Annotated in this window: 23 protein-coding genes; 20 read left to right on the top strand and 3 right to left on the bottom strand. The window is 68.4% G+C overall.

The genetic code is table 11. The annotated features are described in order from the left end of the window. Window positions 1–2: 2 nt before the first annotated feature. The 7 genes from CEG14_RS17055 (at window position 3) to flhF (ending at window position 10,261) form a co-directional block, all read left to right on the top strand. Entirely contained in the window at window positions 3–1,061 is a 1,059-nt protein-coding gene (locus tag CEG14_RS17055) for a protein-glutamate methylesterase/protein-glutamine glutaminase (protein ID WP_094827621.1), read from the top strand. 48 nt (window positions 1,062–1,109) lie between these two features. Next, window positions 1,110–1,499 (top strand): chemotaxis response regulator CheY, encoded by a 390-nt coding sequence (gene cheY / locus CEG14_RS17050; RefSeq protein ID WP_094827620.1) that lies wholly within the window; start codon window positions 1,110–1,112, stop codon window positions 1,497–1,499. An 11-nt stretch (window positions 1,500–1,510) separates the two neighbouring features. Continuing rightward, on the top strand, window positions 1,511–2,143 hold the full coding sequence (gene cheZ / locus CEG14_RS17045; RefSeq protein ID WP_094827619.1) for a protein phosphatase CheZ: 633 nt from the start codon (window positions 1,511–1,513) through the stop codon (window positions 2,141–2,143). A 247-nt stretch (window positions 2,144–2,390) separates the two neighbouring features. Continuing rightward, on the top strand, window positions 2,391–3,938 hold the full coding sequence (locus CEG14_RS17040) for a methyl-accepting chemotaxis protein (RefSeq protein WP_094827618.1): 1,548 nt from the start codon (window positions 2,391–2,393) through the stop codon (window positions 3,936–3,938). A gap of 162 nt (window positions 3,939–4,100) precedes the next feature. Beyond that, a complete protein-coding gene (gene flhB / locus CEG14_RS17035) occupies window positions 4,101–5,252 on the top strand; it encodes a flagellar biosynthesis protein FlhB (protein WP_094827617.1) in 1,152 nt (383 codons plus the stop codon). Between the two features lie 3 nt (window positions 5,253–5,255). Further along, entirely contained in the window at window positions 5,256–7,373 is a 2,118-nt protein-coding gene (gene flhA / locus CEG14_RS17030; protein WP_094827616.1) for a flagellar biosynthesis protein FlhA, read from the top strand. Beyond that, window positions 7,370–10,261, top strand: coding sequence for a flagellar biosynthesis protein FlhF (flhF, locus tag CEG14_RS17025; protein WP_094827615.1), 2,892 nt, complete (start codon window positions 7,370–7,372; stop codon window positions 10,259–10,261). The genes flhA and flhF overlap by 4 nt, the downstream gene beginning before the upstream one ends. A gap of 83 nt (window positions 10,262–10,344) precedes the next feature. On the opposite strand, the gene CEG14_RS17020 is transcribed toward flhF, so the two are convergent. From CEG14_RS17020 to flgA, 3 genes are all read right to left on the bottom strand, one after another. After that, on the bottom strand, window positions 10,345–10,833 hold the full coding sequence (locus CEG14_RS17020; RefSeq protein ID WP_094827614.1) for a flagella synthesis protein FlgN: 489 nt from the start codon (window positions 10,831–10,833) through the stop codon (window positions 10,345–10,347). Between the two features lie 34 nt (window positions 10,834–10,867). Further along, window positions 10,868–11,158, bottom strand: a complete 291-nt coding sequence (gene flgM / locus CEG14_RS17015) for a flagellar biosynthesis anti-sigma factor FlgM (RefSeq protein ID WP_094827613.1) — start codon at window positions 11,156–11,158, stop codon at window positions 10,868–10,870. 131 nt (window positions 11,159–11,289) lie between these two features. Then, window positions 11,290–12,030, bottom strand: coding sequence for a flagellar basal body P-ring formation chaperone FlgA (flgA, locus tag CEG14_RS17010; protein ID WP_094827612.1), 741 nt, complete (start codon window positions 12,028–12,030; stop codon window positions 11,290–11,292). Window positions 12,031–12,215: 185 nt separating this feature from the next. Between flgA and flgB the strand changes: the two genes are divergently transcribed. From flgB to CEG14_RS16945, 13 genes are all read left to right on the top strand, one after another. Then, window positions 12,216–12,629, top strand: a complete 414-nt coding sequence (gene flgB, locus CEG14_RS17005) for a flagellar basal body rod protein FlgB (RefSeq protein ID WP_094827611.1) — start codon at window positions 12,216–12,218, stop codon at window positions 12,627–12,629. A gap of 46 nt (window positions 12,630–12,675) precedes the next feature. Then, window positions 12,676–13,095 carry a flagellar basal body rod protein FlgC gene (gene flgC / locus CEG14_RS17000; protein WP_094827610.1) on the top strand — a complete coding sequence of 140 codons (420 nt, stop codon included), beginning with the start codon at window positions 12,676–12,678 and terminating at the stop codon, window positions 13,093–13,095. Between the two features lie 14 nt (window positions 13,096–13,109). Further along, the gene (locus CEG14_RS16995; protein WP_094827609.1) at window positions 13,110–13,805 is read left to right on the top strand and encodes a FlgD immunoglobulin-like domain containing protein; all 696 of its coding nucleotides are present in this window, start codon (window positions 13,110–13,112) and stop codon (window positions 13,803–13,805) included. Between the two features lie 69 nt (window positions 13,806–13,874). Continuing rightward, window positions 13,875–15,101 carry a flagellar hook protein FlgE gene (gene flgE, locus CEG14_RS16990; protein WP_094827608.1) on the top strand — a complete coding sequence of 409 codons (1,227 nt, stop codon included), beginning with the start codon at window positions 13,875–13,877 and terminating at the stop codon, window positions 15,099–15,101. A gap of 23 nt (window positions 15,102–15,124) precedes the next feature. Next, window positions 15,125–15,889 carry a flagellar basal body rod protein FlgF gene (locus CEG14_RS16985; RefSeq protein WP_094827607.1) on the top strand — a complete coding sequence of 255 codons (765 nt, stop codon included), beginning with the start codon at window positions 15,125–15,127 and terminating at the stop codon, window positions 15,887–15,889. 54 nt (window positions 15,890–15,943) lie between these two features. Then, entirely contained in the window at window positions 15,944–16,729 is a 786-nt protein-coding gene (gene flgG / locus CEG14_RS16980) for a flagellar basal-body rod protein FlgG (protein WP_094827606.1), read from the top strand. Next, window positions 16,729–17,415 carry a flagellar basal body L-ring protein FlgH gene (locus CEG14_RS16975; RefSeq protein ID WP_094827605.1) on the top strand — a complete coding sequence of 229 codons (687 nt, stop codon included), beginning with the start codon at window positions 16,729–16,731 and terminating at the stop codon, window positions 17,413–17,415. The genes flgG and CEG14_RS16975 overlap by 1 nt, the downstream gene beginning before the upstream one ends. Before the next feature lie 3 nt (window positions 17,416–17,418). Beyond that, a complete protein-coding gene (locus CEG14_RS16970) occupies window positions 17,419–18,549 on the top strand; it encodes a flagellar basal body P-ring protein FlgI (RefSeq protein WP_094827604.1) in 1,131 nt (376 codons plus the stop codon). Between the two features lie 4 nt (window positions 18,550–18,553). After that, entirely contained in the window at window positions 18,554–19,558 is a 1,005-nt protein-coding gene (gene flgJ / locus CEG14_RS16965) for a flagellar assembly peptidoglycan hydrolase FlgJ (protein ID WP_094827603.1), read from the top strand. Window positions 19,559–19,625: 67 nt separating this feature from the next. After that, the gene (gene flgK, locus CEG14_RS16960) at window positions 19,626–21,278 is read left to right on the top strand and encodes a flagellar hook-associated protein FlgK (RefSeq protein WP_094827602.1); all 1,653 of its coding nucleotides are present in this window, start codon (window positions 19,626–19,628) and stop codon (window positions 21,276–21,278) included. A 53-nt stretch (window positions 21,279–21,331) separates the two neighbouring features. Further along, window positions 21,332–22,837, top strand: coding sequence for a flagellar hook-associated protein FlgL (flgL, locus tag CEG14_RS16955; protein ID WP_094827601.1), 1,506 nt, complete (start codon window positions 21,332–21,334; stop codon window positions 22,835–22,837). Window positions 22,838–22,912: 75 nt separating this feature from the next. Next, a complete protein-coding gene (locus CEG14_RS16950) occupies window positions 22,913–24,769 on the top strand; it encodes a methyl-accepting chemotaxis protein (RefSeq protein WP_094827600.1) in 1,857 nt (618 codons plus the stop codon). 195 nt (window positions 24,770–24,964) lie between these two features. Continuing rightward, window positions 24,965–26,252, top strand: a 1,288-nt coding sequence (locus CEG14_RS16945; protein WP_094828255.1) for a methyl-accepting chemotaxis protein, incomplete at its 3' end; no start/stop codon positions are given.

The raw sequence follows: 26,252 nt of genomic DNA, 5'->3' as shown, positions 1-26,252 counted from the left end.
CCATGAAGAAAATCAGAGTACTTTGCGTTGACGACTCGGCCCTGGTCCGGGGCCTGATGACGGAAATCATCAACAGCCATCCGGACATGGAGGTCGTGGCGACCGCGCCCGATCCGTTGGTCGCGCGCGAGTTGATCAAGCAGCACAACCCCGACGTCCTGACGCTGGACGTCGAAATGCCGCGCATGGACGGCCTGGACTTCCTCGAGAAGCTGATGCGCCTGCGGCCGATGCCGGTCGTGATGGTGTCGTCGCTGACCGAGCGCGGCGGCGAAATCACGCTGCGCGCGCTGGAACTGGGCGCGATCGATTTCGTGACCAAGCCCAAGCTGGGCATCCGCGACGGCCTGCTCGACTATTCCGAGCTGATCGCCGAGAAGATCCGCGCCGCCTCGCGCGCGCGCCTGCGCGCACCGACCCCGCACGCCGCCGGCGCGCCCGCGCCGGTGCGCCTGCGCAGCCCGTTCGCGAGCTCGGAAAAGCTGGTTATCATCGGCTCGTCCACGGGCGGCACCGAGGCGATCCGCGAGGTGCTACAGCCGCTGCCGCCCGACAGCCCTGCGATCCTGATCACCCAGCACATGCCGGCCGGCTTCACGCGTTCGTTCGCGCAGCGCCTCGACGCCCTGTGCGCGGTGACGGTCGGCGAGGCCGTGCACGGCGAACGCGTGCTGCCGGGCCACGTGTATCTGGCGCCGGGCGGCGAGCAGCATATGAAGCTGGGCCGCAGTGGTGCAAACTATGTGATCGAGCTGGAGCAGGGCGATCCGGTCAACCGGCACCGCCCCTCCGTCGATGTGCTTTTCCATTCCGCCGCCCAGGCGGCCGGCCGCAATGCCATCGGGGTGATCCTGACCGGCATGGGCAAGGACGGCGCCGCCGGCCTGCTCGCGATGCGCCGGGCCGGGGCCCACACACTGGCGCAGGACGAGGCCAGCTGCGTGGTGTTCGGCATGCCGCGCGAGGCCATCGCCATCGGCGGGGCCGACGAAGTGGTGTCGCTGGGCGACATGAGTGAACGGATTCTGTTGCGTGTGGGCGATCGCGGCCACCGTGTTTGATGTGGTGCGCCCCGCCCACGCCTTGAACGATTTTTTTTGGAGTTTTAGATGGTAGACAAGGGACTCAAGATTCTCGTGGTGGACGATTTCCCCACGATGCGCCGCATCATCCGCAACCTGCTCAAGGAGCTGGGTTTCGAGAACGTCGATGAGGCGGAAGACGGCCAGATGGGTCTGGACAAGCTGCGCAACGGCGGCTTCCAGTTCGTCGTGTCCGATTGGAACATGCCCAACCTCGACGGCCTGGAAATGCTCAAGCAGATCCGTGCCGACGCCAGCCTGGCGTCGCTGCCGGTGCTGATGGTGACGGCCGAGGCCAAGAAGGAAAACATCGTGGCGGCCGCGCAGGCGGGCGCCAATGGCTACGTCGTGAAGCCTTTCACCGCGGCCACGCTGGAAGAGAAGCTCAACAAGATCTTCGAGAAGATCGGCGGCTGAGGGCAAGCATCATGAACGCGACGGAAACCGGCACACCGGCCGAATCGGGCGACCTGATTCATCGCATCGCCTCGCTCACGCGGATGCTGCGTGACAGCATGCGCGAACTCGGCCTGGACCAGGCCATCAAGGACGCCGCCCAGGCCATTCCCGATGCGCGCGACCGGCTGCGCTACGTCGCGCAGATGACGGAGCAGGCCGCCAACCGCGTGCTCAACGCGACCGAAGCCGCGGGCCCCGTCCAGGACGGCATGGCGCGCTCGGCCCGCGAGCTCGACGCGCGCTGGCAGGAATGGTTCGACAAGCCGCTGGAAGTGCCCGAGGCCAAGAGCCTGGTGCAGGACACCCGCGCCTTCCTGGCGGAAGTGCCCGAGCACACCCAGTTCACGCAGAACAAGCTGATGGAAATCGTGATGGCCCAGGATTTCCAGGACCTCACCGGCCAGGTCATCATGCGCATGATGGACGTGGTGGGCGCGATCGAACGCGAACTGCTGCAGGTGCTGCTCGACAGCGTGCCGCAGGAGCGTCGCGACGAGGCCAACAGCCTGTTGAACGGCCCGCAGGTCAATCCGACCGGCAAGGCCGACATCGTGACCAGCCAGGACCAGGTCGACGACCTGCTCGCCAGCCTCGGCTTCTGAGCCCGCGTTACCGAAAGGCGCGCCTGACCGTTGTCCCGCGGTCGGGCGCGCGTTTTTCATGGCGCCTGCCCAGGCGCCCCGGGACGTACTTTCCCTAAGAGTCAGGGCGCCCGGCCGCCGCTAGACTTGCTGTAACAAAAAACAAGAAACAAGCGCAGCATTACGATTGCCCGTCCACGCGCCTCGCGGCGCCGGACGTCCGAGCGACCCGGCAGAGGTCACCGGGCAGCGGGCAGAGGAGGGAGTCATGGGTAGTCGCACCGTTTACGTCGGTGGCCTCTGGCGCTTGCTGCGCCGTCTCAACCGGGGCCGCGCCACGCTGGCCGAACGCGCCTGGTCGCTGAGCCCGACGGCCTTGCCGCTGTCGCGCTTCCTGGCGCAGATCCGCGCCCGCATCATCACCGTGCGCCAGGCCAGCATCGATATCGCGCTGAATACCGCGCGCACCCAGTTCCAGGCTGGCCAGTGCGCCGGTCTCACGCGCGAGCAGGCCGGCGTGGCCCAGGCGCTGGCCGCGAGCTCGAGCCAGATCGCGGGCCTGTCCGCCACCACCTCGGCGCACACGCGCGAGATCGCCGATGTGTGCGCACACAACCTCGACACGGCGCGCCAGGCCCAGGCCGCGCTGGCCGACGTGCACGAGCGGCTCGAGCGCATGAGTTCGCACATGGCCGAGTTCGGCGCCACCGTGGCGCAGCTCACCGAACGCGCGCGCTCGGTCGGCGACATCAGCCGGCTGATCAAGGACATCGCGCTGCAGACGCAGCTGCTCGCGCTCAATGCCGGCGTGGAGGCGGCGCGCGCCGGCGACGCCGGGCGCGGCTTCGCCGTGGTCGCCACCGAAGTGGGGCGGCTGGCCGAGCGCGTCAACGCGGCCACCGGCGACATCGGCCGCCACACCGGCGAGATGCTGGCGCTGGTCGACACCACCCAGGCGCGCACCGGCACCCTGGACGCCGACGTGCGCGTGTGCGGCGAGCTGCTGTCGGGCACGCGCAACGATTTCGACGGGTTCGTGCGGGACTTCGACGGCATGAACCGCCAGGTCGGCGAGGTCGTCGGGGCGGTCGCCGAGGTCGACCAGACCAACCAGGCCATGAGCGGCGAGGTGAGCCGGGTGGCCGCGCTGGCCGCCGACGTGCAGGCGCGGGTGGCGGCGATCTCCGGCGAGGTCGACCGCATCCGCCACCAGACCGAGGGCATGCAGGAGGTGCTGGCGGAGGTGCGCACGGGCGGCACGCCGTTCGACCGGCTCAACGCGGCCGTGCTGGCGTTTCGCGACGAGGCGGGCGCCTTGCTGGCCGCGGCGCGGGCCCGCGGGCTGGACGTGTTCGACCGGGACTACCGCCGCATCGCCGCCAGCGATCCGCCGCGCTTCCACACCTCCTACGACCGGGTCATCGACACCGCCCTGACCGAGCTGCTGGACCGCATGCTGGAGGCGGTGCCGGGCGGCAGCTACGCCCTGCTGGTGGACGCACGCGGCTACGCGCCGGCGCACAACAGCCGCTATTCCCATCCGCCCAGCGGCGACCGCGCCGTGGACACGGCGCGCTGCCGCAACAAGCGGATCTTCGACGATCCCGTCGGGGCGCGGCTCGCGGCCAACACCGGCAGCCTGCTGTTCCAGACCTACTCGCGCGACACGGGCGAGATCGTCAACGACGTGTCGGTGCCGCTGTTCCTGGATGGCGAGCACTGGGGCGCGGTGCGGATCGGGCTGGATTTCGCCCGTTTCTGCGACACCGTCGAGGCCGCCGCCGGGGCAGACCGGCACGCCTGGGTGCCGGCCTAGGCGGGCGGGCGCAGGCGGGCCTGCCGCAGCGGGCGGCAGGGGGGGCGAATAACGCCAATTTCCCCCCTTTTCTTGGATGATCGCGCCGCAGTGGCTCCGCCTAGAATCTCGGCGGGCAGCTCGCAACCTTGATACGCGGGCCGCGAATCAACCGCTTCCCGCATGGCTGAAGAAAGCGATCTCGAAAAGTCAGAAGCCGCCTCACCGAGGCGCCTGGAAAAGGCGCGTGAGGAAGGCCAGATTGCGCGCTCCCGCGAGCTGGGCACGTTCCTGCTGCTCGCCGTGGGCGCGGCTTCGCTGTGGATGCTCGGCGGGACCCTGTATCGCGGGCTGTCCGGGGTGATGCGCAACGGGCTGGCGTTCGACCAGCGGATTTCCCGGGATACGACCGTGATGGTCAACCTGGCGGTCGAGGGCTTCGGCCAGGCGATCTGGACGCTGCTGCCCGTGTTCGTGGCGCTGATGATCACCGCCGTGCTGGCCAGCGTGGTGCTGGGCGGCCTGGTGTTCTCGACCAAGCCGATGGAACTGAACCTGGGCAAGCTCAGCCCGCTGTCCGGCATCAAGCGCATGTTTTCGGCGCAGACCGTGATCGAGCTGATCAAGGCGCTGGGCAAGGCCCTGCTGGTGGGCGGCGTGGCGGGCGCGGTGATCTGGCACTACCAGGACCAGATGCTGGGCCTGATGCACGTGTCGCCGTCGGCGGCGCTGGTGCGCGCGCTGCAGCTGGTGGCCATCTGCTGCGCGCTGATCATCGCCTCGCTGTTCCTGATCGTGCTGATCGACGTGCCCTGGCAGATCTTTTCGCACCTGAAGAAGCTGCGCATGTCGAAGGAAGACGTGCGCCAGGAGCACAAGGAATCGGAAGGCGACCCGCACACCAAGGCGCGCATCCGCCAGCAGCAGCGCGCCGCCGCGCGCCGCCGCATGATGAGCGAAGTGCCCAAGGCGGACGTGATCGTCACCAACCCGACGCACTACGCCGTGGCGCTGGTCTACAACGAAAAGGAACTGGCCGCGCCGCGCGTGGTGGCCAAGGGCACCGGGCTGATCGCGGCCAAGATCCGCGAGCTCGGCGCCGAACATCGCATTCCCATGCTGGAGGCGCCGCCGCTGGCGCGCGCCTTGCATCAACACGTCGAGGTGGGACACGAAATCCCCTCGGCACTTTACACCGCGGTCGCCGAAGTGCTTGCGTGGGTTTTCCAGTTGCGCAGCTGGCGCGCCGGCTGGGGCATGGAACCGGAGGCGCCCCGCGCCCTGGCCGTCCCCACCGAACTGGACCCGCAGGCACGGGCCGCACAAGGAGCTTGATCGATGGGCGGACTGCTGACGCTCTTTAAGTCCAATGGCATGGCCAACGCGCGGCTGCTTGCCGGGCCCATCCTGATCGTGATGGTCCTGGGCATGATGGTGCTGCCGCTGCCCACGTTCCTGCTGGACCTGCTGTTCACCTTCAACATCGCGCTGTCCATCATGATTCTGCTGGTGGCGATGTTCACCAAGAAGCCGCTGGACTTCGCCGCCTTCCCGTCGGTGCTGCTGTTCGCCACGCTGCTGCGTCTGTCGCTCAACGTCGCGTCGACCCGGGTGGTGCTGCTCAACGGCCACCAGGGCCCGGACGCCGCCGGCAAGGTGATCGAGGCATTCGGCCACTTCCTGGTGGGCGGGAACTTCACGGTCGGCATCATCATCTTCGTGATCCTGACCATCATCAACTTCATCGTGATCACGAAGGGTGCGGGCCGTATCGCGGAAGTGGGAGCGCGCTTCTCGCTGGACGCGATGCCCGGCAAGCAGATGGCCATCGACGCCGACCTCAACGCCGGCCTGATCGGCGAAGAGGAGGCGCGCAAGCGCCGCGCCGAGGTGGCGCAGGAGTCGGACTTCTACGGCTCGATGGACGGTGCGAGCAAGTTCGTGCGCGGCGACGCCATCGCCGGCCTGCTGATCATGGTGATCAACGTGATCGGCGGCCTGATCGTGGGCGTGGCCCAGCACGACATGTCGATGGGCGACGCCGGCCGCGTCTACACGCTGCTGACCATCGGCGACGGCCTGGTGGCGCAGATCCCGGCCCTGGTGATCTCCACCGCCGCCGGTGTGGTGGTGTCGCGCGTGTCGACCGACCAGGACGTGGGCCAGCAGATCCTGGGCCAGCTGTTCTCGAACCCGAACGTGCTGTTCCTGACGGCCGCCATCGTGGGCATCATGGGGCTGATCCCCAACATGCCGCACCTGGCCTTCCTGACGCTGGCCGGCATGCTGGCCGGCGGCGGCTACATGATGATCAAGCGGCGCGCGCAGGCCAAGGCCGCGCGGCCCGAACCCGCGGCCGAGGCGCAGGCACAGGCCCAGGCGGCCGCCGCCGAAGCGAGCTGGGACGACGTGTCGATGGTGGACCAGCTCGGGCTGGAGGTGGGATACCGCCTGATCCCGCTGGTCGACCATGCCCAGAACGGCGAACTGCTGCATCGCATCCGCAGCCTGCGCAAGAAGTTCGCGCAGGACGTGGGCTTTCTGCCGCCGGTCGTGCACATCCGCGACAACCTCGAGCTCAAGCCCAACGACTACCGCATCCTGCTGTCGGGCGTGGAGATCGGCCATGGCGTGGCGATGCCGGGCCAGTGGCTCGCCATCGACCCGGGCGGCGTGACCATCCAGGTCAAGGGCCAGCCCACCACCGATCCGGCCTTCGGCCTGCCGGCGCTCTGGATCGACAACGGCCAGCGCGACCAAGCCCAGGTGGCCGGCTACACGGTGGTGGACGCCAGCACCGTGGTGGCGACCCACCTGAATCACCTGATGCACCGCCACGGCGCCAACCTGCTTGGCCGCCAGGAAGTGCAGCAGCTCATCGACCGCCTGGGCCGCGACGCGCCCAAGCTGGTGGAAGACCTGGTGCCCAAGACGCTGTCGCTCACGTCGCTGCAGAAGGTGCTGCAGGGCCTGCTCTCGGAAGAAGTGCCGATCCGCGACATGCGCACCATCATCGACACGCTGTCCGAGCATGCGCCCCGACTGGCGGCGCTGGCGGCCAACAGCGGCGGCCAGCCCGACGTGCAGGAGCTGATCGCACTGACGCGCCGCTCGCTCGGCCGCGCCATCACGCAGCAATGGTTCCCGGGCGAGGGCGAGCTGCGCGTGATCGGCCTGGACGTGCGCCTCGAGCGCGTGCTGTCGCAGGCCATGATGACCAGCGGCGGCCTCGAGCCGGGCCTGGCCGAGACCCTGTTGCGCGAAACCGAGCAGGCGCTGCAACGCCAGGAAGCGCAGGGCAACGCGCCGGTGCTGCTGGTGTCGCCGCCGCTGCGCGCGCCGCTCTCGCGCTTCCTGCGTCACCACCTGCCCCAGCTGGGCGTGCTTTCCAATGCCGAGATTCCCGATGAGCGCGTTGTGCGTGTCACGGCGCTGATCGGAGGTAACGGCGAATGAAGCTGAGAAAATTTGTCGGCGCCAACACCCGCGAGGTGATGCGCCTGGTCCGTGATGCGCTGGGCGAGGACGCGCTGATCGTCTCCAATCGCCGCGTCGACGGCGGCATCGAGATCATCGCCACCGTCGAGTCCGACGTCGAGGACGCGATGCAGGCGCCGGCCGCCGCGGCACCGGCCGCCGCGGCATCGGCCGCCGCGCCACCCGTGCGCCCGGCCACTGTCGAGCCCGCGCGGCCCGTGCCGGCCGCCGTGCCCGCGCCCGTGCCGGCGCCCGTCGCCGCAGCGGCGCCGACCGTGCGTTCGCCGGGTTCTTCGTATGGCTACGCCGCCGCCTATGCGGCCGCCTCGCCGGCCCCCGTGCCCGTGCCGGCCCCCGCGCCTGCGCCCGCCGCGCCCGTGCCGAACTACGCGGCCGGCGCGCATCTGCCGATGTCGGCGCGCACCACGGCCGGCGCCCGTGCCGCGACCTACGGCGCGACGTTCGAGGCGACCTCGGCCCAGCCCGAGGATCCGCTCGAATCGTTTGCACCGCCCGCGCCGCCCGCGGCCACCGCCGCCCGTGCGGAGCCGCAGCCGCCTGCCGCCGAGACGCCCGCGCAGCCGGCCGACTTCGACGTGGTGGACGCGGATCCACATGCGCAGGACCTGCGCGACGTGACCCCGGCCGCCGATGCGCTGCCGGCGCCGATCCAGGAATACCGTTCGGCCGCCTCGATGGCGCGCCGGCCCGACGCGCCGATGCCGGGCACGGCCGGCCTGCCGGGCCTGCCGATGAACGCGGCGCTGGGCGCCGAGCCCAGCGTGCAGGCGGCCATCGACGCGCTGCGCGGCGCGCTGGAATCGCGCATGGACGGCATGCTGTGGGGCAACCGCGCCCAGGCGCGCGAGCCGGTCAACGCCGGGCTGTTCCGCAGCCTGCTCGAGGCCGGCTTCTCGATGCCGCTGGTGCGCGCGTTGCTGGAGCGCCTGCCCGAGAATCTGGACGCGCGCCAGGCCATGGCCTGGGCCCGCAACGAACTCGTGACGCACCTGCCGGTGCTGCGCGCCGAGGATGATTTCTTCGCCGGCGGCGGCGTCTACGCACTGGTGGGCCCCACCGGCGTGGGCAAGACCACCACGCTGGCCAAGCTGGCCGCGCGCTGCGTGCAGCGCGAAGGCCGCGACCAGGTGGCGATGCTGACCACCGACAATTTCCGGATCGGCGCGCTCGAGCAGCTGCAGATCTACGGCCGCCTGATGGGCGTGCCGGCGCATTCGGTGCGCGACGCCGCCGAGCTGCGCAGCACGCTCGCCAGCCTCGGCAACCGCAAGATCATCCTGATCGACACCACCGGCATCAGCCAGCGCGATCGCAACGTGGCCGAGCAGGCCGCGCTGCTGACCAATGCCGGCCAGCCGGTGCGCCGCCTGCTGGTGCTCAATGCCGCCAGCCAGGGCGACACGCTCGACGAGGTGGCGCATGCCTATCGCCACGGCGTGGGCGAGGACGTGGTGGGCTGCATCATCACCAAGCTCGACGAGGCCTCGCGGCTGGCGCCGGCGCTCGACACCGCGATCCGCCACCGCCTGCCGATCCATTACGTGTCGCAGGGCCAGCGCGTGCCCGAGCACCTCGACGTGGCCGATCGCAACACGCTGATCGACGCGGCCCTGGCCACCCTGAACAAGACCCGCGCCCTGTACGCGCCCAGCGAGGCCGACCTGGCCGCGCTGTGGAGCGCGAGCGGCGGCCAATCCGAGCGCGATCCGCTGGCGCGCCGCCGCCTGCTGGCCGCCGCGATGCGGCGTCCCGCCTCGGCGGGCGAGCAGGGCGGCGAGCTGGAGCAGGCGCTGGGCTGGCTCGCGGCCGACCCGGCCTGCGCCCATGCCCGCGCCGCCTGGCGCGCGCGCAGCGGCGCGGTCGACGAGGGCGGCGTGCCGGATGCCGATGCCAGCCAGCTGGCGCTGGGCGAGGCCATGCTGGCCATGGTGCGGCGCGAGTTCCCGGCGGCCTGCCAGCGCTACGTGCTCGCGATCCACGGCAAGGCCGCGCTCAAGGGCGACGGCCTGCCCGGCGGCGTTGCGCACGCAACCTTCCTGATGAGCGACCGGGGCGCGGCCCTGGCCGCACCGGTGCAGCAGCTCATGCTGCCGCAGGGCTCGCTCGCCACGCACGCGCCGGGCGCCACCAGCCTGCCGGTGAATGCCGCCGACGCGCTGCTGGCCCGCGCCCAGTTCCTCGCCCACACGCTGGGCAATCTGCCGCACGTGCACCTGTTCGACATGGGCACCACGGCGCTGTCGCATGCGCTGAGCGCCGACGGCCACCTGTGGGTGGCGCGCAGTCCGGGCGCGCTGCGCATCCTGCACGAGGACTGCCCGACGACGCTGCACGCGGTCTCGCGCCAGCTCGGCTACCTGCCGGCCGGCCCCGTGCCGGGCCAGCCCGAACAGGCGCTGTGGGCCTGCGGCACCGAGATCGGCCTGTCGGCGCGCGGCAAGGACGGCGGCCGCCTGCGCATGATCTGCGCGCGCATCGTCAACATGCGCACCGGCCAGGTGCTGTCGCAATACTATGGCCTGACCAACCTCGGCACCGCGCAGGCCGACGCGGCCACCATCGCCTGCTGGCTGGTGCAGCAGGAGCAGGCCAAGGCCGCGTTCCGCTACCTGCCGCACGCCTGGTCGGCGCTGCCGGCGGTCCACACCGCCGACGGCCTGGTGGCGCACGCGCTGCTGGCCGGCCAGCTGGCGGCCGCCTGCTGGCAACTGGCCCACACCGAGTCCGCGGAGCTGGTGCGCGGGCCGCTGGCCGGCCTGGTCGGTCCGGACGAGCGCAAGCTGCCGGGCCGCCTGCTGCCGGTGGCGCTGCTGAAGATGTTCGCCATGCTGGAGATGGCCGACTGAACCCCGGTTGCGCGCGCAAGCAAAAAGGCCGCATGCATCGCATGCGGCCTTTTTTCATGGGGCCGGGGAGGGCGGCGCCGCGCTCAGGTGGCGACGATGCTGCGCGCGCTGCCGGTCGTGGGGCCGTAGCCGGCGCGCTTGCCGCGGCCTTGGGCGTCGTAGGTGGTGCTGTTGGCGCCGCCAAGCGCACGCAGGGCTTCGAGCGATTCGGTGGTGGAGCGCAGGTTGATCTCGATCAGCGTGCCGTTGCGGCTGTTCTTCTCGCGCGCCTGCTGGGCGTGCACCTGCAGCAGTTCCCAGATGGGCGCGAGCTCGGGATGCATGGCGGCGGCCGCGTCGGTGCCCGCATGGCCGGTGGCCACGCCGAGCGTCAGCAGCAGCGCGTCGCGCTGCTGGCTGAGCTGGACCAGCTTTTCGGTCAGGGCTTCCTTGCGCTGGGTGGCCAGATGCAGGGCCTCGTAGGCCTTGCGGTCGAGCAGCGCTTCGGCTTCGGCGTCGAGCGCGGCGATGAATTCGACGACCAGGGCGGCTTCGCGTTCGAGACAGGTCTTGAGCTGATCGGCGTAGTTCATTGAAGCGGGGCACCTGGCGGTGCCATGTTGCGGGTTACTTGAGCAAGTCCTTGGCGCTGGCGATCAGGCTGTCGGCGATGCGGGAGGTGTCGATCTTCAGCTGGCCGGAGGCGATGGCCGCGCGGATGGCGTTGACGCGCTCGACATTGATGTCGGCGCTGCCGTCCTGGAGGGCGAGAAGTTGTCGCGATGCACTGCTCAACGCCACCTGCGAGCTCCCTGCGCCACCTTCCTTGGAGGAACCATAAGCCTGCGCCAGCCCCGACTCATTGCGGCTGACGGCGTTGGTTGCTACCGGGCGGGTAGACGTCGGATTGATCTTCAATATGTTCTCCACGGGGCAAGGCGTTGGCTGCGATGCGAGGTCGGCTCTGCCTGGTTATGCCTCTGTAACGACATGGAAATGGGGAACTTTAGCCCGGGCAGGTAATGTATTAGTGTCATGTGTAACACAAATCACAGCCGGATTTCCACCAGCCCCGCGCTGCGCACCACGCCGCTGACGACCTGTCCGTTGGCCGTGCGCACCTGGACCATGGCGCCGGGGGCCGCGTCGTCGAGGGCCTGGCCCTCGCTCGAGACCACGAAGCCGTTGCCGCGGGCGGTGATCCGCACGATCTGGCCGCGGCTGACCGAGGCCGCGCTGCGCAGCGCATTGCCCCGGATCGCCTGGCCGGCGGCGATGCGGCGGGTGGCCTGCATGCCCATGATGGCGTTGATGTCGGTGATGGCGCCCGCCGGCAGCGAGACCAGGTCGGCTTCCCTGGTGGTCAGGTCGTCGGGCTGGATCGCGGCGCCGGCGCCGATCTGGCGCGCCGCCACATAGTATTCGCCCGGCACGCTGACCGTGGCCTGCACGTAGGTGGTCCAGGCCTGCGGGGTGTTGCAGCGGACCCCGACCGTCATGCGGGCCCGCAGGCGCATGGCCGTGGGCAGGAACGGCACCAGGTTGTCGCAGGCGCTCAACCGGTCGGTCTTGACCGGATCCAGCGTGATGCTGGGCGCGCCGCCGAGGTCAGCCAGCTGGCCCAGCAGGAAGCCCTGCGCGACCTGGGCCACCGCATCGGGATCCTGGCTTGCCACCGCACCCGGATTGGCGGCCGCCGGCAGGCTGCACGCCAGCAGCCAGGCTGCGAGAGCGAGGGCGGCGCGGCGGGCCGGCGCGGGGCGCGGATCGGAGGGCAGGGCGGTGTTCATGGAACATGATTGTAGAAGTGCGCCTGCCGCCGCAAGATCGGAATTGCGTTGGAATTATTGGGTTATTTACCTGATTGTGTTGCGGGCCCGGCCCCTAAGATGCCGTCATGCGTAAAAAGCCCTCGGCCTGTCCTGGTCGGGCGCTCTCTGCGCCGATGACAACCTCAGGCAACAAGGGCAACCCCATGCTAGACCGGCTCAACGAAGACTTCAAATTCTTCCAACAGGCGATTTCGCTGCGCGCGCAACGTCAGGAAGTGCTGTCGTCGAACATCGCCAACGCCGACACGCCGAACTACAAGTCGCGCGATTTCGACTTCAAGGCGGCGATGGAAGGCGCGCTGGAAGGCCGCAGCATGCGTCTGCCCGACACCAACCTGGCGCTGACCTCGGCCCGCCACATTCCGGCCCAGGCGGTTTCGCGCCCCGGCCCCACCGACCTGGCCTACCGCCTGCCGTACCAGGCCAGCCTGGACGGCAACACCGTCGATATGGATATCGAACGGGTCCAGTTCGCCGACAACACCTTGCACTACCAGAGCACGCTGCAAGTGCTGAGCGGCCGGATCCGCTCGCTGCAGACTGCCATTTCGGAATAAGCGGCCAACGGTTCGCCGTGTGGCCTGACTCAGGGAGCTTGCTCTTATGTCTTTGTTGAGCATTTTCGATATCGCCGGTTCCGCGCTCTCTGCGCAGTCCCAGCGCATGAACGTGGCGGCCAGCAACATGGCCAACGCCGACAGTGTGGTGGGCCCGGACGGCCAGCCGTACCGCGCGCGCCAGGTGGTGTTCCAGGTGAACGCGCCCGCCGGCCAGCGCTTCGGTGAAGAGATCGGTGGCGTGAAGGTCGCCGGCGTGGTCCAGGATCCGTCGCCGTTCAAGCTGGTCTACGACCCCAACCACCCGATGGCCAACCAGGACGGCTACGTCCAGATGCCCAACGTCGATCCGGTGGCCGAAACGGTCAACATGATCGCCGCTTCGCGTTCCTACCAGGCCAACGTCGAAGTTCTGAATACCGCCAAGCAATTGATGGCCAAGACGCTGACCATCGGTCAGGGTTGAGCCGGGAGCACGCCATGACCACCGTCGACACCACCTCCAACACCAGCGCGGCCCTGTCGCAGCTGGGCGCCGGCAGCTCCGGCGCGGCGCAGAGCATCCAGGATCAGTTCCTGACGCTGCTCGTGACGCAGCTGCGCAACCAGGATCCGCTCAACCCGATGGAAAACGCCGAGCTCACCTCGCAGCTCGCGCAGATCTCCACCGTGGAAGGCATCAACAACCTGCGCAACACGATGCTGGCCATCAGCGGCCAGATCGACGTGTCGCAGTCGATGAGCGCCGCCGCGCTGATCGGCAAGGGCGTGATGGTGCCGGGCAACAAGATCGCGCTGGGCACCAGCCCGCTCGACGGCACGCAACGCGAAGCCACGCCCTACGGCATCGACCTGCAGGGCGCCGCCTCGAAGGTCACGGTCAAGATCCTCGACGCCGCCGGCAACGTGGTGCGCACGCAGGAACTGGGCGCGATGGAAGCGGGCGTCTACACCTACGAGTGGGACGGCAACAACGACGGCGGCACGCCGCTGACCGATGGCAAGTACACGGTCAATGTGGTGGCCACCGACGGCGACGGCAAGAAGGTCACGGCCGAGGCCCTGACCTACGGTGAAGTCAAGAGCGTGGCGTACTCGACCGAGGGCCTGCGCCTGGACCTGGGCCTCAATGGCCAGGTCAGCATGCTGGATATTCGCAAGATTTTGGGCACCTGATACGACAGGCTGGTTCATGCCGCGTAGGGTGCGGCGCTTTCTACAACTTTGAGAGCTACAGGATAAATCATGGGTTTCGGACAAGGATTGAGCGGCCTGAACGCCGCCTCGCAGAACCTCGACGTCATTGGCAACAACATCGCCAACTCGGGCACCGTCGGCTTCAAGTCGGGCTCGGCGTCGTTCGCGGATGTGTACGCCAGCTCGCGCGTCGGTCTGGGTGTGAAGGTTTCGGCCATCAACCAGCGTTTCACGGTCGGTAACGTCACCTCCACGGGCGGCGAATACGACATCGCCATCGACGGCGCCAAGGGCTTCTTCCGCCTGCTCGACCCGAGCGGTTCGGTGTTCTACTCGCGCAACGGCGAATTCGGCATCGACAAGGACTTCCGCATCGTCAACGCGCAGGGCTACCAGCTGACCGGCTATCCCCCGGGCGGCATCGGCGCCGCGCCGGTGGGCCTGACGCTGCCGCAGGGCAACATCGCCCCGCGCGCGACCGACGGCATGACCGTGCAGACCAACCTGGACGCCAACGCCACGGCCATCGACGGCACCGTCACGCCGTTCGACGCCACCGACAACACCACGTACACCACCTCGGTGCCGTACACGGTGTATGACTCGCTGGGCAACTCGCACCAGATGACGCAGTTCTTCGTCAAGCGTCCCGCCGCCGCCGGCGAGAGCGTCTATGACGTGTACTACCAGCTCGACGGCCAGGACATGACCGTGGGCGCCGCCGCCGACCCCAACGCGACCTTCACGTTCAACAGCGCCGGCGTGATGACCACCACGCCCGCGAGCGTGACGATCAACTACGCCACGCCGGGCGGCACCACCTCGCCGGCCGCGCCGATGGCCATCGTGATGAACTACGCCGGCACGACGCAGTACGGCAGCGACTTCAACCCGAAGATGACCCAGACCGGCTACTCCAGCGGCGAATTCTCGGGCATCACGATCGGCAAGGATGGCAGCCTCGAAGCCAAGTACACCAACGGCGAGTCGCAGACCATCGGCACCATCGTGCTGGCCAACTTCAACAACGTGCAGGGCCTGCAGCCCGTGGGCAACAACGCCTGGGCCGAAACCGCCGACTCCGGCCAGGCCGTGCTGGGCCAGCCGGGCACCAACGGTCTGTCGACCCTGGCCGGCCAGGCGCTCGAAGCCTCGAACGTGGACATGAGCAAGGAACTGGTCAACATGATCGTTGCCCAGCGCACCTACCAGGCCAACGCACAGACCATCAAGACGCAGGATGAAATCATGCAAGTCTTGATGAACATGCGCTAAGCGGCCGGTAACGGAAACAGGCCATGGATCGCATTGTCTATACCGCCATGAACGGCGCCGCGCGGATCACGGAGAACCAGGCCGTGATCAGCAACAACCTGGCGAACGTCAACACGCCGGGTTTTCGCGAGCAGATCTCGATGTTCCGCTCGGTGCCCATGAACGACGGCACGTCGCTGCCCACGCGGGTGGCGACGCTCGCCACCACGCCCGGCTCGCGCTTCCAGCTGGGCGACGTGCAGACCACCGGCCGCGACCTCGACGTCGCGCTGGCCGGTCCGGGCTGGCTTGCGATCCAGACCCCGCAAGGGGAGGCCTACACCCGCGCCGGCAACCTCGCCGTGGGTGTGAATGGCGTGCTGCAGACGGCCAACGGCGTGCCGGTGCTGTCCGACCAGAACGGCATCATCGACGTGCCCGACCAGGCCTCGCTGACGATCGCCTCCGACGGCACGATCACCGCCATCGGCGCGGGCGATCCGCCCAACAACATCCTCAACCTCGGCCGGCTCAAGATGGTGAACCCGCCCGAGCAGCAGATGGTGCGGGGCGACGATGGCCTGTTCCGCCGCCAGCCGCAGGCAAACGGGCAGCCGCCCGCGCCCCTGCCGGCCGATCCGGCGCTGCGCCTGCTCTCCGGCGTGCTCGAAAACAGCAACGTCAGCGCCGCCAGCGCGATGGTCGGCATGATCGACAACGCGCGCCGGTTCGAGATGCAGATGCAGGTCATCACCGAAGCCAACCGCAATGCAGAACGCGCCAACGGCATTCTGTCGGCCGTCAGCTGATTCATTAACGCTTAGCAGGATGCGCGCCCAGGCGGCGCGCCAGGAGTACACACCATGATGCGTTCGCTGTGGATTTCGAAGACGGGCCTCGAGGGTCAACAGACCTCGATGGACGTCATTTCCAACAACCTGGCCAACGTCCAGACCAACGGGTTCAAGCGCGGCCGCGCCGTGTTCCAGGACCTGATGTACCAGACCCTGCGCCAGCCCGGCGCCCAGGTCGGCGATGCCAACCAGCTGCCCTCGGGCCTGCAACTGGGCACCGGCGCCCGCGTGGCCGCCACCGAGCGCATCCACACGCAGGGCAACATGAACAACACCGGCGCCGAGATGGACATCGCCATCACGGGCCGCGGCTTCCTGCAGGTCGAGCTGCCCGACGGCACCCAGGCCTACACGCGCGACGGCGCGCTGCAGGTCGACCAGAACGGCCAGCTCACCACCGTGAGCGGCTACGTGATCCAGCCGCCGATCAACATCCCCGACAACGCGCTGTCGCTGACCATCGGCAAGGACGGCACGGTGTCGATCACCCAGCCCGGCGCGGCCGGCGTGAACGTGCAGGTCGGCCAGCTCCAGGTCGCCACCTTCATCAACCCCACCGGTCTGCAGAGCGTGGGCGAGAACCTGTACCTGGAAACCGACTCGTCGGGTCCGGCCAACCTGCTGCAACCCGGCCTCGACGGCGCGGGCCAGATCCTGCAGAACTACGTCGAGACGTCCAACGTGAACGTGGCCGAGGAGCTGGTGAACATGATCACCACGCAACGCGCCTACGAAATGAACAGCAAGGCCGTCAAGACCTCGGATGAAATGCTGGCTCGCCTGACGCAACTGTGATGCTGACTCGTGTTCTGCGTGTTCTGACCGGTCTGGCGCTGTGCGCCCTGACCGGTTGCGCCCTGATCCCGCCCGAGCCCATCGTGCTCGGGCCGACCACGGCCGCGCCGCCGGCGCCCGCCGCGCCCGCGCTGCGGCCCAACGGCTCGATCTACCAGCCGACGGCCTACGGCAACTATCCGTTGTTCGAGGATCGCCGGCCGCGCAACGTCGGCGATATCGTGACCATCGTCCTGGAAGAGCGCACCAACGCGGCCAAGAACGTCGCCACGAACACCAGCCGCACCGGTGCCGGCTCGCTGGCGGTCACCGCCGCGCCGAGCTTCATGGACGGCGTGATCAACGACAAGCTGAACACCGGCATCACCGGCGCCAACACCGCCGACGGCAAGGGCACCAGCAGTGCCAACAACACCTTCACCGGCACCATCACCACCACGGTGATGGGCGTGCTGCCCAACGGCAACCTGCAGATCGCCGGCGAAAAGCAGATCGCGATCAACCGCGGCAGCGAGTACGTGCGCATCTCCGGCATCGTCGACCCGCGCTCGATCACGGGCACCAACAGCGTTTCGTCGACCCGCGTGGCCGACGCGCGCATCGAATATCGCAGCAAGGGCGTCATGGACGAAGTCCAGACCATGGGCTGGCTGCAACGCTTCTTCCTGATGGCTTCGCCGTTCTGAACCATGACACTTCAGACCACGCTACTTTCCGTGTTGCGCCTGATGGCGCGGGCCTGCCTGGTGGGCAGCCTGGCCATGGGCGCCGCGCATGCCGAACGCATCAAGGACCTCGCCACCTTCCAGGGCGTGCGCGGCAACCAGCTGATCGGCTACGGCCTGGTGGTGGGTCTGGATGGCAGCGGCGACCAGGTGCGCCAGACGCCGTTCACCCAGCAGAGCCTGACCAACATGCTGTCGCAGCTCGGCATCACCGTGCCGCCCGGCAGCAATATGCAGCTCAAGAACGTCGCCGCCGCCATGGTCACGACCACGCTGCCGGCGTTCGCGCGCCCGGGCCAGACCGTGGACGTGGTGGTGTCCTCGATGGGTAACGCCAAGAGCCTGCGCGGCGGCACGCTGCTGATGACGCCGCTCAAGGGCGCCGACGGGCAGGTCTACGCCATCGCCCAGGGCAACATCCTGGTCGGCGGCGCGGGCGCCTCGGCCGGCGGCTCGAGCGTGCAGATCAACCAGCTCAACGGCGGGCGCATCAGCGCCGGCGCCATCGTCGAGCGTCCGGTGCCGACCTCCTTCGCCGAAGACGGCGTGGTCTACCTGGAAATGCTCGATACCGATTTCGGCACCACCCAGAACGTGGCGCAGGCGATCAACCGCACCCTGGGCGCGGGCACCGCGACCGTGATGGACGGCCGCGTCGTGGCCCTGCGCGGTCCGCTCGATCCGAACCAGATGCCGGGCTTCCTGGCCCGCGTCGAGAACATGCAGGTGCAGCGCGCGCCGGCCATGGCCAAGGTCATCATCAACGCCCGTACCGGCTCGGTCGTGATGAACCGCACCGTGATGATCGAGGAAGCGGCGGTGGCCCACGGCAACCTGTCGGTGGTGATCAACCAGCAGAACCAGGTCTACCAGCCCGACACGCCGTTCACGCAGGGCCAGACCGTGGTCGCGCCCAACACCCAGATCGAAGTGCGCCAGGAGGGCGGTGCCCTGCAGCGCGTGACGACCAGCGCCAACCTGGCCGACGTGGTCAAGGGCCTCAACGCCCTGGGCGCCACGCCGCAGGACCTGCTGGCGATCCTGCAGGCGATGAAGAGCGCCGGCGCGCTGCGCGCCGAACTCGAGATCATCTGACGCCATGTCGTTCGTTTCCTACACCCCGCGCCCGGCCAGCCAGGAGTCGATCTTCGACATGGGCCGGCTGGCCGACCTGAAGCGCCAGACCGGCGATGCGCCGGCCGACCCCGCGCAGCAGAAAGCGGTCGCCCGCCAGTTCGAGGCGCTGTTCCTGCAGATGATGATCAAGCGCATGCGCGAGGCCACGCCCAAAGAAGGGATGTTCGACTCGCAGCAGACGCAGATGGCGCAGGGCATGGCCGACGAACAGCTGGCGCTGTCGCTGGCCACCCCGGGCATCGGCCTGGCCCAGTCGCTGCTGGCGCAGATGCAACAGAACCAGGGCACGCCCGCCGATCCGGAGAACGCCATCGGCGGCGCCGGCTCGGGCAGCAACACGGTGCTGCGCCGCGACCTGCGCGGCGACTACGCGCTGGGCAACGCCAATACGGTGCCGGAACGCAGCGTCAACGCCTTGCTGGAAGTGCTGCGCAGCAACCGCGCCAGCGACCGCGCCCTGGCCGTGGCCGAGGGCGCGCCGGAGCACGTCGTCGACTTCGTGTCGCGCATGTCGCGCGCCGCCAATGCGGCGGCCGAGCAGAGCGGCGTGCCGGCCCGCCTGATCCTGGGCCAGGCGGCCCTGGAATCGGGCTGGGGCAAGCGCGAGATCAAGCATCCGGACGGCAGCACCAGCTACAACCTGTTCGGCATCAAGGCCGGCGCGAGCTGGAAGGGCAAGGTGGTCAACGTGTTGACCACCGAATACGTGAACGGCGCGCCGCAAAAGGTGACGCAACCCTTCCGCGCCTACGCCTCGTACGAAGAATCCTTCGCCGACTATGCCCGCCTGATCGGCAACAGCCCCCGCTACGAGGGCGTGACCCAGGCCCGCAACGAGGTCGAGGCGGCGCGCCGCATCCAGGATGCCGGCTACGCCACCGACCCGCGCTACGCCGACAAGCTGATCAACATCATGGGCCAGATGCGTCTGTCCGTGGCCAGCACGGATTTTTCGGGCGGTCTCTAAATTATTGTGAATATCTGCCGTTAAGCGGGTATCTGTACCGGGAACGGTCACTACGGGGCTTTACAGCATGAATCTGTACAACTTGGCGATGACGGGGCTGAACGCCTCCCAGGCGGGCCTGGAGACCACGAGCCACAACATCAACAACTCGACGACGGTCGGCTACAGCCGCCAGCGCGTCATCACCTCGACCGCCGGCGCGACCGCGACGGGCCAGGGCTATTTCGGCCGCGGCGTCCAGGTGGACACCGTCAAGCGCCAGTACGACAGCTTCCTGTATCAGCAACTGGTGGGCGCGCAGGGCAGCAACGCCCAGCTCACCACGCAGTACGACCAGATGTCGGCGATCAACAACCTGTTCGCCGACCGCACCGTGGGCATCACGCCCGCGCTGTCGGGCTTCTTCACCGGCATCAACAACGCCGCGACCAGCCCGGCCGACCCGGCCGTGCGCCAGGACCTGATCGGCAAGATGAACACGCTGGTCACGCAGATCAACACCTCGTACCAGCAGCTCGAGAACCAGCGCCAGGGCCTGAACACCCAGATCTCCACCACGGTGGAGCAGGTCAACAGCTACCTGAACAACATCAACGACCTGAACCAGCAGATCGTGATCGCGCGCGGCAAGACCGGGCATGCGCCGAACGACCTGCTCGACCAGCGCGACCAGGCCGTGGCCGAACTGAACCAGCTCGTCGGTGTGCGCACCTATGAGCAGGGCGACGCCATCAACATCACCCTGACCAGCGGCCAGACGCTGCTGTCGGGCAAGACCGTGTATCCGCTGCAGGCCGTGGCCTCGGAAGCGGATCCGCGCCGCACCGCCGTGGCCTACACGCTGCCCTCGGGCACCGGCACCACGGTGGCCGTGGAACTGGCCGACGACAAGGTCTCGGGCGGCAAGCTCGGCGGCCTGCTGCAGTTCCGCAAGCAGTCGCTCGACGCGGTGCAGGACCAGCTCGGCCAGCTCGCCATCGGCCTGGCCCTGGCGATGAACGAACAGCACGCCGCGGGCGTGGACCTCAACGGCGACGCCGGCACCGACCTGTTCGGCCTGTCCGCGCCCGCTGCGATCCGCAACGCCAAGAACACCTCAAATGCCGAATGGCAGGCGGCCTTCACCGACGCCGACGCCATCCGCGCCAGCGCCTACAAGATCGAAGCCCTGGGCGGCGACAACTACCGCGTGACCCGTCTGTCCGACGGCGTCGTGACGGACCTGGCCGCGACCGGCACCCCGCCCGACACGCTGGAGTTCGACGGCCTGACGCTGACCGGCACCGGCACGGCGGTGGCCGGCGAATCCTGGACGCTGCAGGCCACGCGCGACGCCGCGCGCGACCTGAAGGCGCTCATCAGCGATCCGACCAAGCTGGCCCTGGCCGACGCGGCCGGTGGCAGCGCCAACGGCAACAACGGCCTCGAGCTCGCCAAGCTGCAGACCAAGAAGGTGCTGGGCAACGGCACCATGAGCCTGAACGAACAGTTCTCGCAGCTGGTGAACACCGTGGGCGTGGACACGCAGAGCCTGAAGTCGTCGACCACCGCGTCGGCCAACCTGGTGAAGCAGCAGAACGCCGCCTACCTGTCGGTCTCGGGTGTGAACCTCAACGAAGAATACGTCAACCTGTCGGTGTACCAGGAGCAGTACCAGGCCAGCGCCAAGATCCTGGACGTGGCCAGCGTGCTGTTCGATACGCTGCTGGGCATTCGCTGATAACCCCATTCGATTGCGCCGGCTGACGGCACCCTAAATTTCGGAGTTCGACGATGCGTCTGAGCACCTCGCTGATTTACCAGAATGGCCTGAACGGCATCCTGAACCAGGAAGCGGCCCTGTCGCGCCTGCAAGAACAAATGTCCAGCGGCAAGCGCGTGCTGACGCCGGCCGACGATCCGCTCGCCGCCTCGCTGGCCGTGAACGTGTCGCAGACCGCCAGCATGAACAGCACCTACGGCTCGAACCGCAACAGCGCGGCGCAGTCGCTGGGCATGGAAGACAACGCCCTGACCTCGGTCGTGACGACCCTGCAGGACGTGCTCAAGCGTGTCGTGGAAGCCGGCAACGGCACCATGAGCGACGCCGACCGCCAGGCGCTGGTGAGCGCGCTCGAAAGCTCGCGCGACCAGCTGATGGGCCTGGCCAACTCCACCGACGGGAACGGCCAGTACCTGTTCTCGGGCTACAAGGGCCAGACCCAGCCGTACGTGAAGGACGCCGCCGGCAACATCACGTTCCAGGGCGACGTGGGCACCCGCACGGTGCAGGTCGACCAGAGCCGCCAGATCGCCTCGAGCGACGTCGGTCCGGACATCTTCGCCAGCTTCTCGTCGGGCACGCGCGCCTACATCACCAAGGCCGACCCGGCCAACGGCGGCACGGCCACGTTCAGCTCGACCTCGGTCAACGGCCCGATCGACCCGACCAAGACCTACTCGCTGGAATTCACCGACGACGGCGCCGGCAACATGACCTACTCGGTCGTGAGCACGCCGCCCGACGCGGCGCTGCCCACCGACATCCCGTACGTGAGCGGCGACAAGATCTCGTTCGACAGCGTGTCGTTCCAGGTCAGCGGCGCCCCGGTCGATGGCGACGTCATCACGCTGGCGCCGGCCGCGCGCGCCTACACGGCCACGCCCGACGCCGCCAACACCGGCACCGGCGCGTTCAGCCCGATCTCGATCACCGGTTCGGTCGATCCCGCCAAGGCCTACTCGCTCCAGTTCGCCGATGACGGCGCCGGCAACATCACCTACTCGGTCACGAGCACGCCGCCCGATCCCACGCTGCCCGCCAACGTGCCGTACGTGGCCGGCGACAAGATCGAGTTCGGCAACATGTCGTTCTCGGTGAGCGGCGCGCCCGCCGACGGCGACAGCTACGCGATCGGCGTGGCGAACAACGGCAATGCCGACATGTTCTCCGCCATGAACGACCTGATCAACGAACTCAAGCAGCCGTCGCAGGGCGACCCCGTCGCCTCGGCCCGCCTGGTGAACCAGATCGCCACCGCCAACAAGCAGCTCACGCTGGCGCTGGACAACGTCCTGACCGTGCGTGCCTCGGTCGGCGCGCGCATGAACGAACTGGACGCGCTCGACGCCACCGGCGCCGCGCGTGGCCTCGAATACACGAAGCAGCTGTCCGGCCTGGAGGACGTCAATATCTACGAAGCCACCACTGAATTGCTGTTGCGCAAGGTGGCGCTGGATGCCGCATCGTCGGCTTTCTCGCGCATTGAAGGATCGAGCCTGTTCAGCCGCGGCCGTTAATCACGGCGCCGCGGGTCTGGCTCTCATCGCGCGCTCCCTACGGGGAGCGCGCGTCCGATAAATAAACGGAAAATCATGTTGTCGAACTTGAAGGTACGCACTTGCATGGCCATCGTGCTGGGAAGCTTCTTCCTGGCCATGCTCGTTTCGAACGGCGTTGCGTGGCTCGGCCTGAATGCCAGCAACCAGAAGTTGAACCAGGTGAACGATGTGTTCACCGACCAGGCCATCCCGGCCTATGCGGCGTCGAACCTGCTGCTGCGCACGCGTCTCACGATGAACGCGGCCATGATCGACCTGCAGGAAGGGCGCCTGCGCGAATCCGAACAGGCCGTCACGGCCGCCGTGGACCTCGGCAAGCAGGCCCAGGCCCGCTTCGACGCCTTCCTCAAGACGCCGAAGACGCCGGACCTGCAGGAACGCGCCGCCAAGGTGGACGTGGCCTGGAAGGCCTATCAGGTCGTGGCCGAGCGCCAGACCAACCTGATGCGCAATCAGTCGATCGGCGAATACATCCAGTCGAACCCGGCCGCGCAGGCCGCCAACAACACCTTCAACACGGCGCTCAACGAGTACCTGAGCTACGTCGACAAGATCACCGACGACTACGTGGCCGAAGGCATGGCCGCGCACAGCCGCGCCAATGTCGTCACCGTCGTGCTGGTGGCGCTGGCCGTGCTGCTGTGCGTGATCGGCGGCCTGTTCGTGTCGCGCAACGTGCTGCGTCCGCTCAAGGAAGCCGGCGCGCACTTCGACCGCATCGCGGGCGGCGACCTGACCAGCCGTGTCGAGGTCAAGAGCAACAACGAGATCGGCCAGCTGTTTGCCGCGCTCAAGCGCATGCAGGAAAGCCTGACCCGCACCGTGTCGCAGGTGCGTCGCGGCGTGGACGAGATCAACGTGGGTGCGCGCGAGATCTCCGCGGGCAACACCGATCTGTCGTCGCGCACCGAGCAGCAGGCCGCCTCGCTGGAAGAGACCGCCGCCTCGATGGAAGAGCTGGCCTCGACCGTGAAGCAGAACGCCGACAATGCGCGCCAGGCCAACCAGCTGGCCGCCAGCGCGTCGGATGTGGCCGAGCGCGGTGGTTCGGCGGTGTCGGAAGTCGTGAGCACGATGGAAGCGATTTCGGCGAGCTCGCGCAAGATCTCCGAGATCGTGTCGGTGATCGACGGGATCGCGTTCCAGACCAACATCCTGGCGCTCAACGCCGCGGTGGAAGCGGCGCGTGCGGGCGAGCAGGGCAAGGGCTTCGCGGTGGTGGCGGGCGAAGTGCGCTCGCTGGCGCAGCGCAGCGCCCAGGCCGCCAAGGAAATCAAGGTACTGATCGAGGACTCGGTGTCGAAGGTCGGCACGGGCTCGCAGCAGGTCGAGCGCGCGGGCGCGACGATGCAGGAAATCGTGTCGTCGGTGAAGCGCGTGACCGACATCATGGGCGAGATCTCGGCGGCCTCGGACGAGCAGTCCGGCGGGATCGACCAGGTCAACCGCGCCGTGGCGCAGATGGACGAGGTCACGCAGCAGAACGCCGCGCTGGTCGAGGAAGCCGCCGCCGCCGCCGGCTCGCTGCAGGAGCAGGCCCAGCGCCTGGCCGAAGCGGTGTCGGTGTTCAAGATCAATGCGGGCGAAGTGATCGACGTCTCGGCGCGCCAGCTGGCCGCCCAGGCGCCGGCCGCGCCGCGCGTGGCGGCGCCTGCCGCGCCGGCCCAGGAGCACGCCCCGGCCGCGGCCCCGGCCGTGCAGGCCCCGCGCCTGCCCGCCGCCCGCTCCAGGCCCGTGAGCGCCGCGGCGAGCAAGGCGGAGGGCGCGAGCGCCGGTGCCGCCCGCCGCAGCGTCCGACGTCCGAGCGCGAGCGCCGCGACGCCGCCCATGCCGCCCGCCAGCAGCGCACGCAAGAATGCGCCCGCGGACGACGATTGGGAGTCGTTCTGATCCGATGCGCTGGCCGGCGGCTGCCGGCCGGACATCAGACCGGGCGCTCCTGAGCGCCCGGTCGCAGTAGTCGTAGCAGTGGAAGTGCAAGCAGGAGCAGTAGGCGGGTTCGCGGCAGGAGGGTCGTGGATTCGTTGTGCGGGATGCGGGCCGGGCAGTCCGGCTGGTACGTAAGCAATTGCGAGAACTGCAACCATGTTGGCCAACCTGAAGATCCGGACGGGGCTTCTCCTGGCTTTACTCGTGCTGGCGCTCTGTGCGCTGGCGTCGATCGGTCTGAGCCTGGATGCCACGCGCCAGGCGAGCTCCGCGCTGGACATGATCGATAGCTTGAGCGTGCAACAGAACACGCTGCTCAAAGACACCTACACGCAGATGCTGCGTGCGACGATCCGCGCCGACATCGCGGCCAGTCAACGCCGCGCCGGCGACGCCAAGGGCGCCGCCGACAACGGTCGCATCGTGCGCGAACTGCACGCCGACGCGACCAGGAAGATCGAGGCGTTTGCCCAGATCCCCAAGCGCACCGAACTCGGCCGCAAGAACGAGACGGAGCTGGTGGCGGCCTACAAGGGCTTTGCCGCCGCGCTCGACGAGATGATGGCGGCGCTCGACCGCAACGACGACCGCGCCTATCTCGATCTGAAGAACAACAAGGCCGGCGCGGCGAGCGGGGCGTTCGCCGCCAAGCTCGGCGAGTTCTCGGCCAACCTGGACAAGGTCAGCGACAAGACGCTGGCCGACTATCGCCAGACCGCCCACCTCATGATGATTCTGTACGGCGTGTTCGTCGTGCTGATTCTGCTGGTGGTGGCGCTGGCCTACCTGTTCATGACGCGCGCCGTCGTGCGGCCGCTGCAGCGCGCGGGCGAACAGTTCGAGCGCATCGCCAACGGCGACCTGACGCAGCGCGTCGACGCGCACGGCCGCAACGAGGTCGGCGTGCTGATGTCCGCGCTCAAGCGCATGCAGGAGAGCCTGTCGCGCACCGTGTCGCAGGTGCGCCGCGGCGTGGACGAGATCAACGTGGGTGCGCGCGAGATCTCCGCGGGCAACACCGACCTGTCGTCGCGTACCGAGCAGCAGGCCGCCTCGTTGGAAGAAACGGCTGCCTCGATGGAAGAGCTGGCCTCGACCGTGAAGCAGAACGCCGACAACGCGCGCCAGGCCAACCAGCTGGCCGCCAGCGCCTCGGATGTGGCCGAGCGCGGCGGTTCGGCGGTGTCGGAGGTCGTGAGCACGATGGAAGCGATTTCGGCGAGCTCGCGCAAGATCTCCGAGATCGTGTCGGTGATCGACGGGATCGCGTTCCAGACCAACATCCTGGCGCTGAACGCCGCGGTGGAAGCCGCGCGAGCGGGCGAGCAGGGCAAGGGCTTCGCGGTGGTGGCGGGCGAAGTGCGCTCGCTGGCGCAGCGCAGCGCCCAGGCCGCCAAGGAAATCAAGGTACTGATCGAGGACTCGGTGTCGAAGGTCGGCACGG

The sequence above is a fragment of the Bordetella genomosp. 1 genome (genome assembly GCF_002261335.1).
Taxonomy (GTDB): domain Bacteria; phylum Pseudomonadota; class Gammaproteobacteria; order Burkholderiales; family Burkholderiaceae_B; genus Bordetella.
The sequence above is the reverse complement of the archived record's forward strand: the minus strand, read 5'-3'. Positions and strand labels throughout refer to the sequence as shown.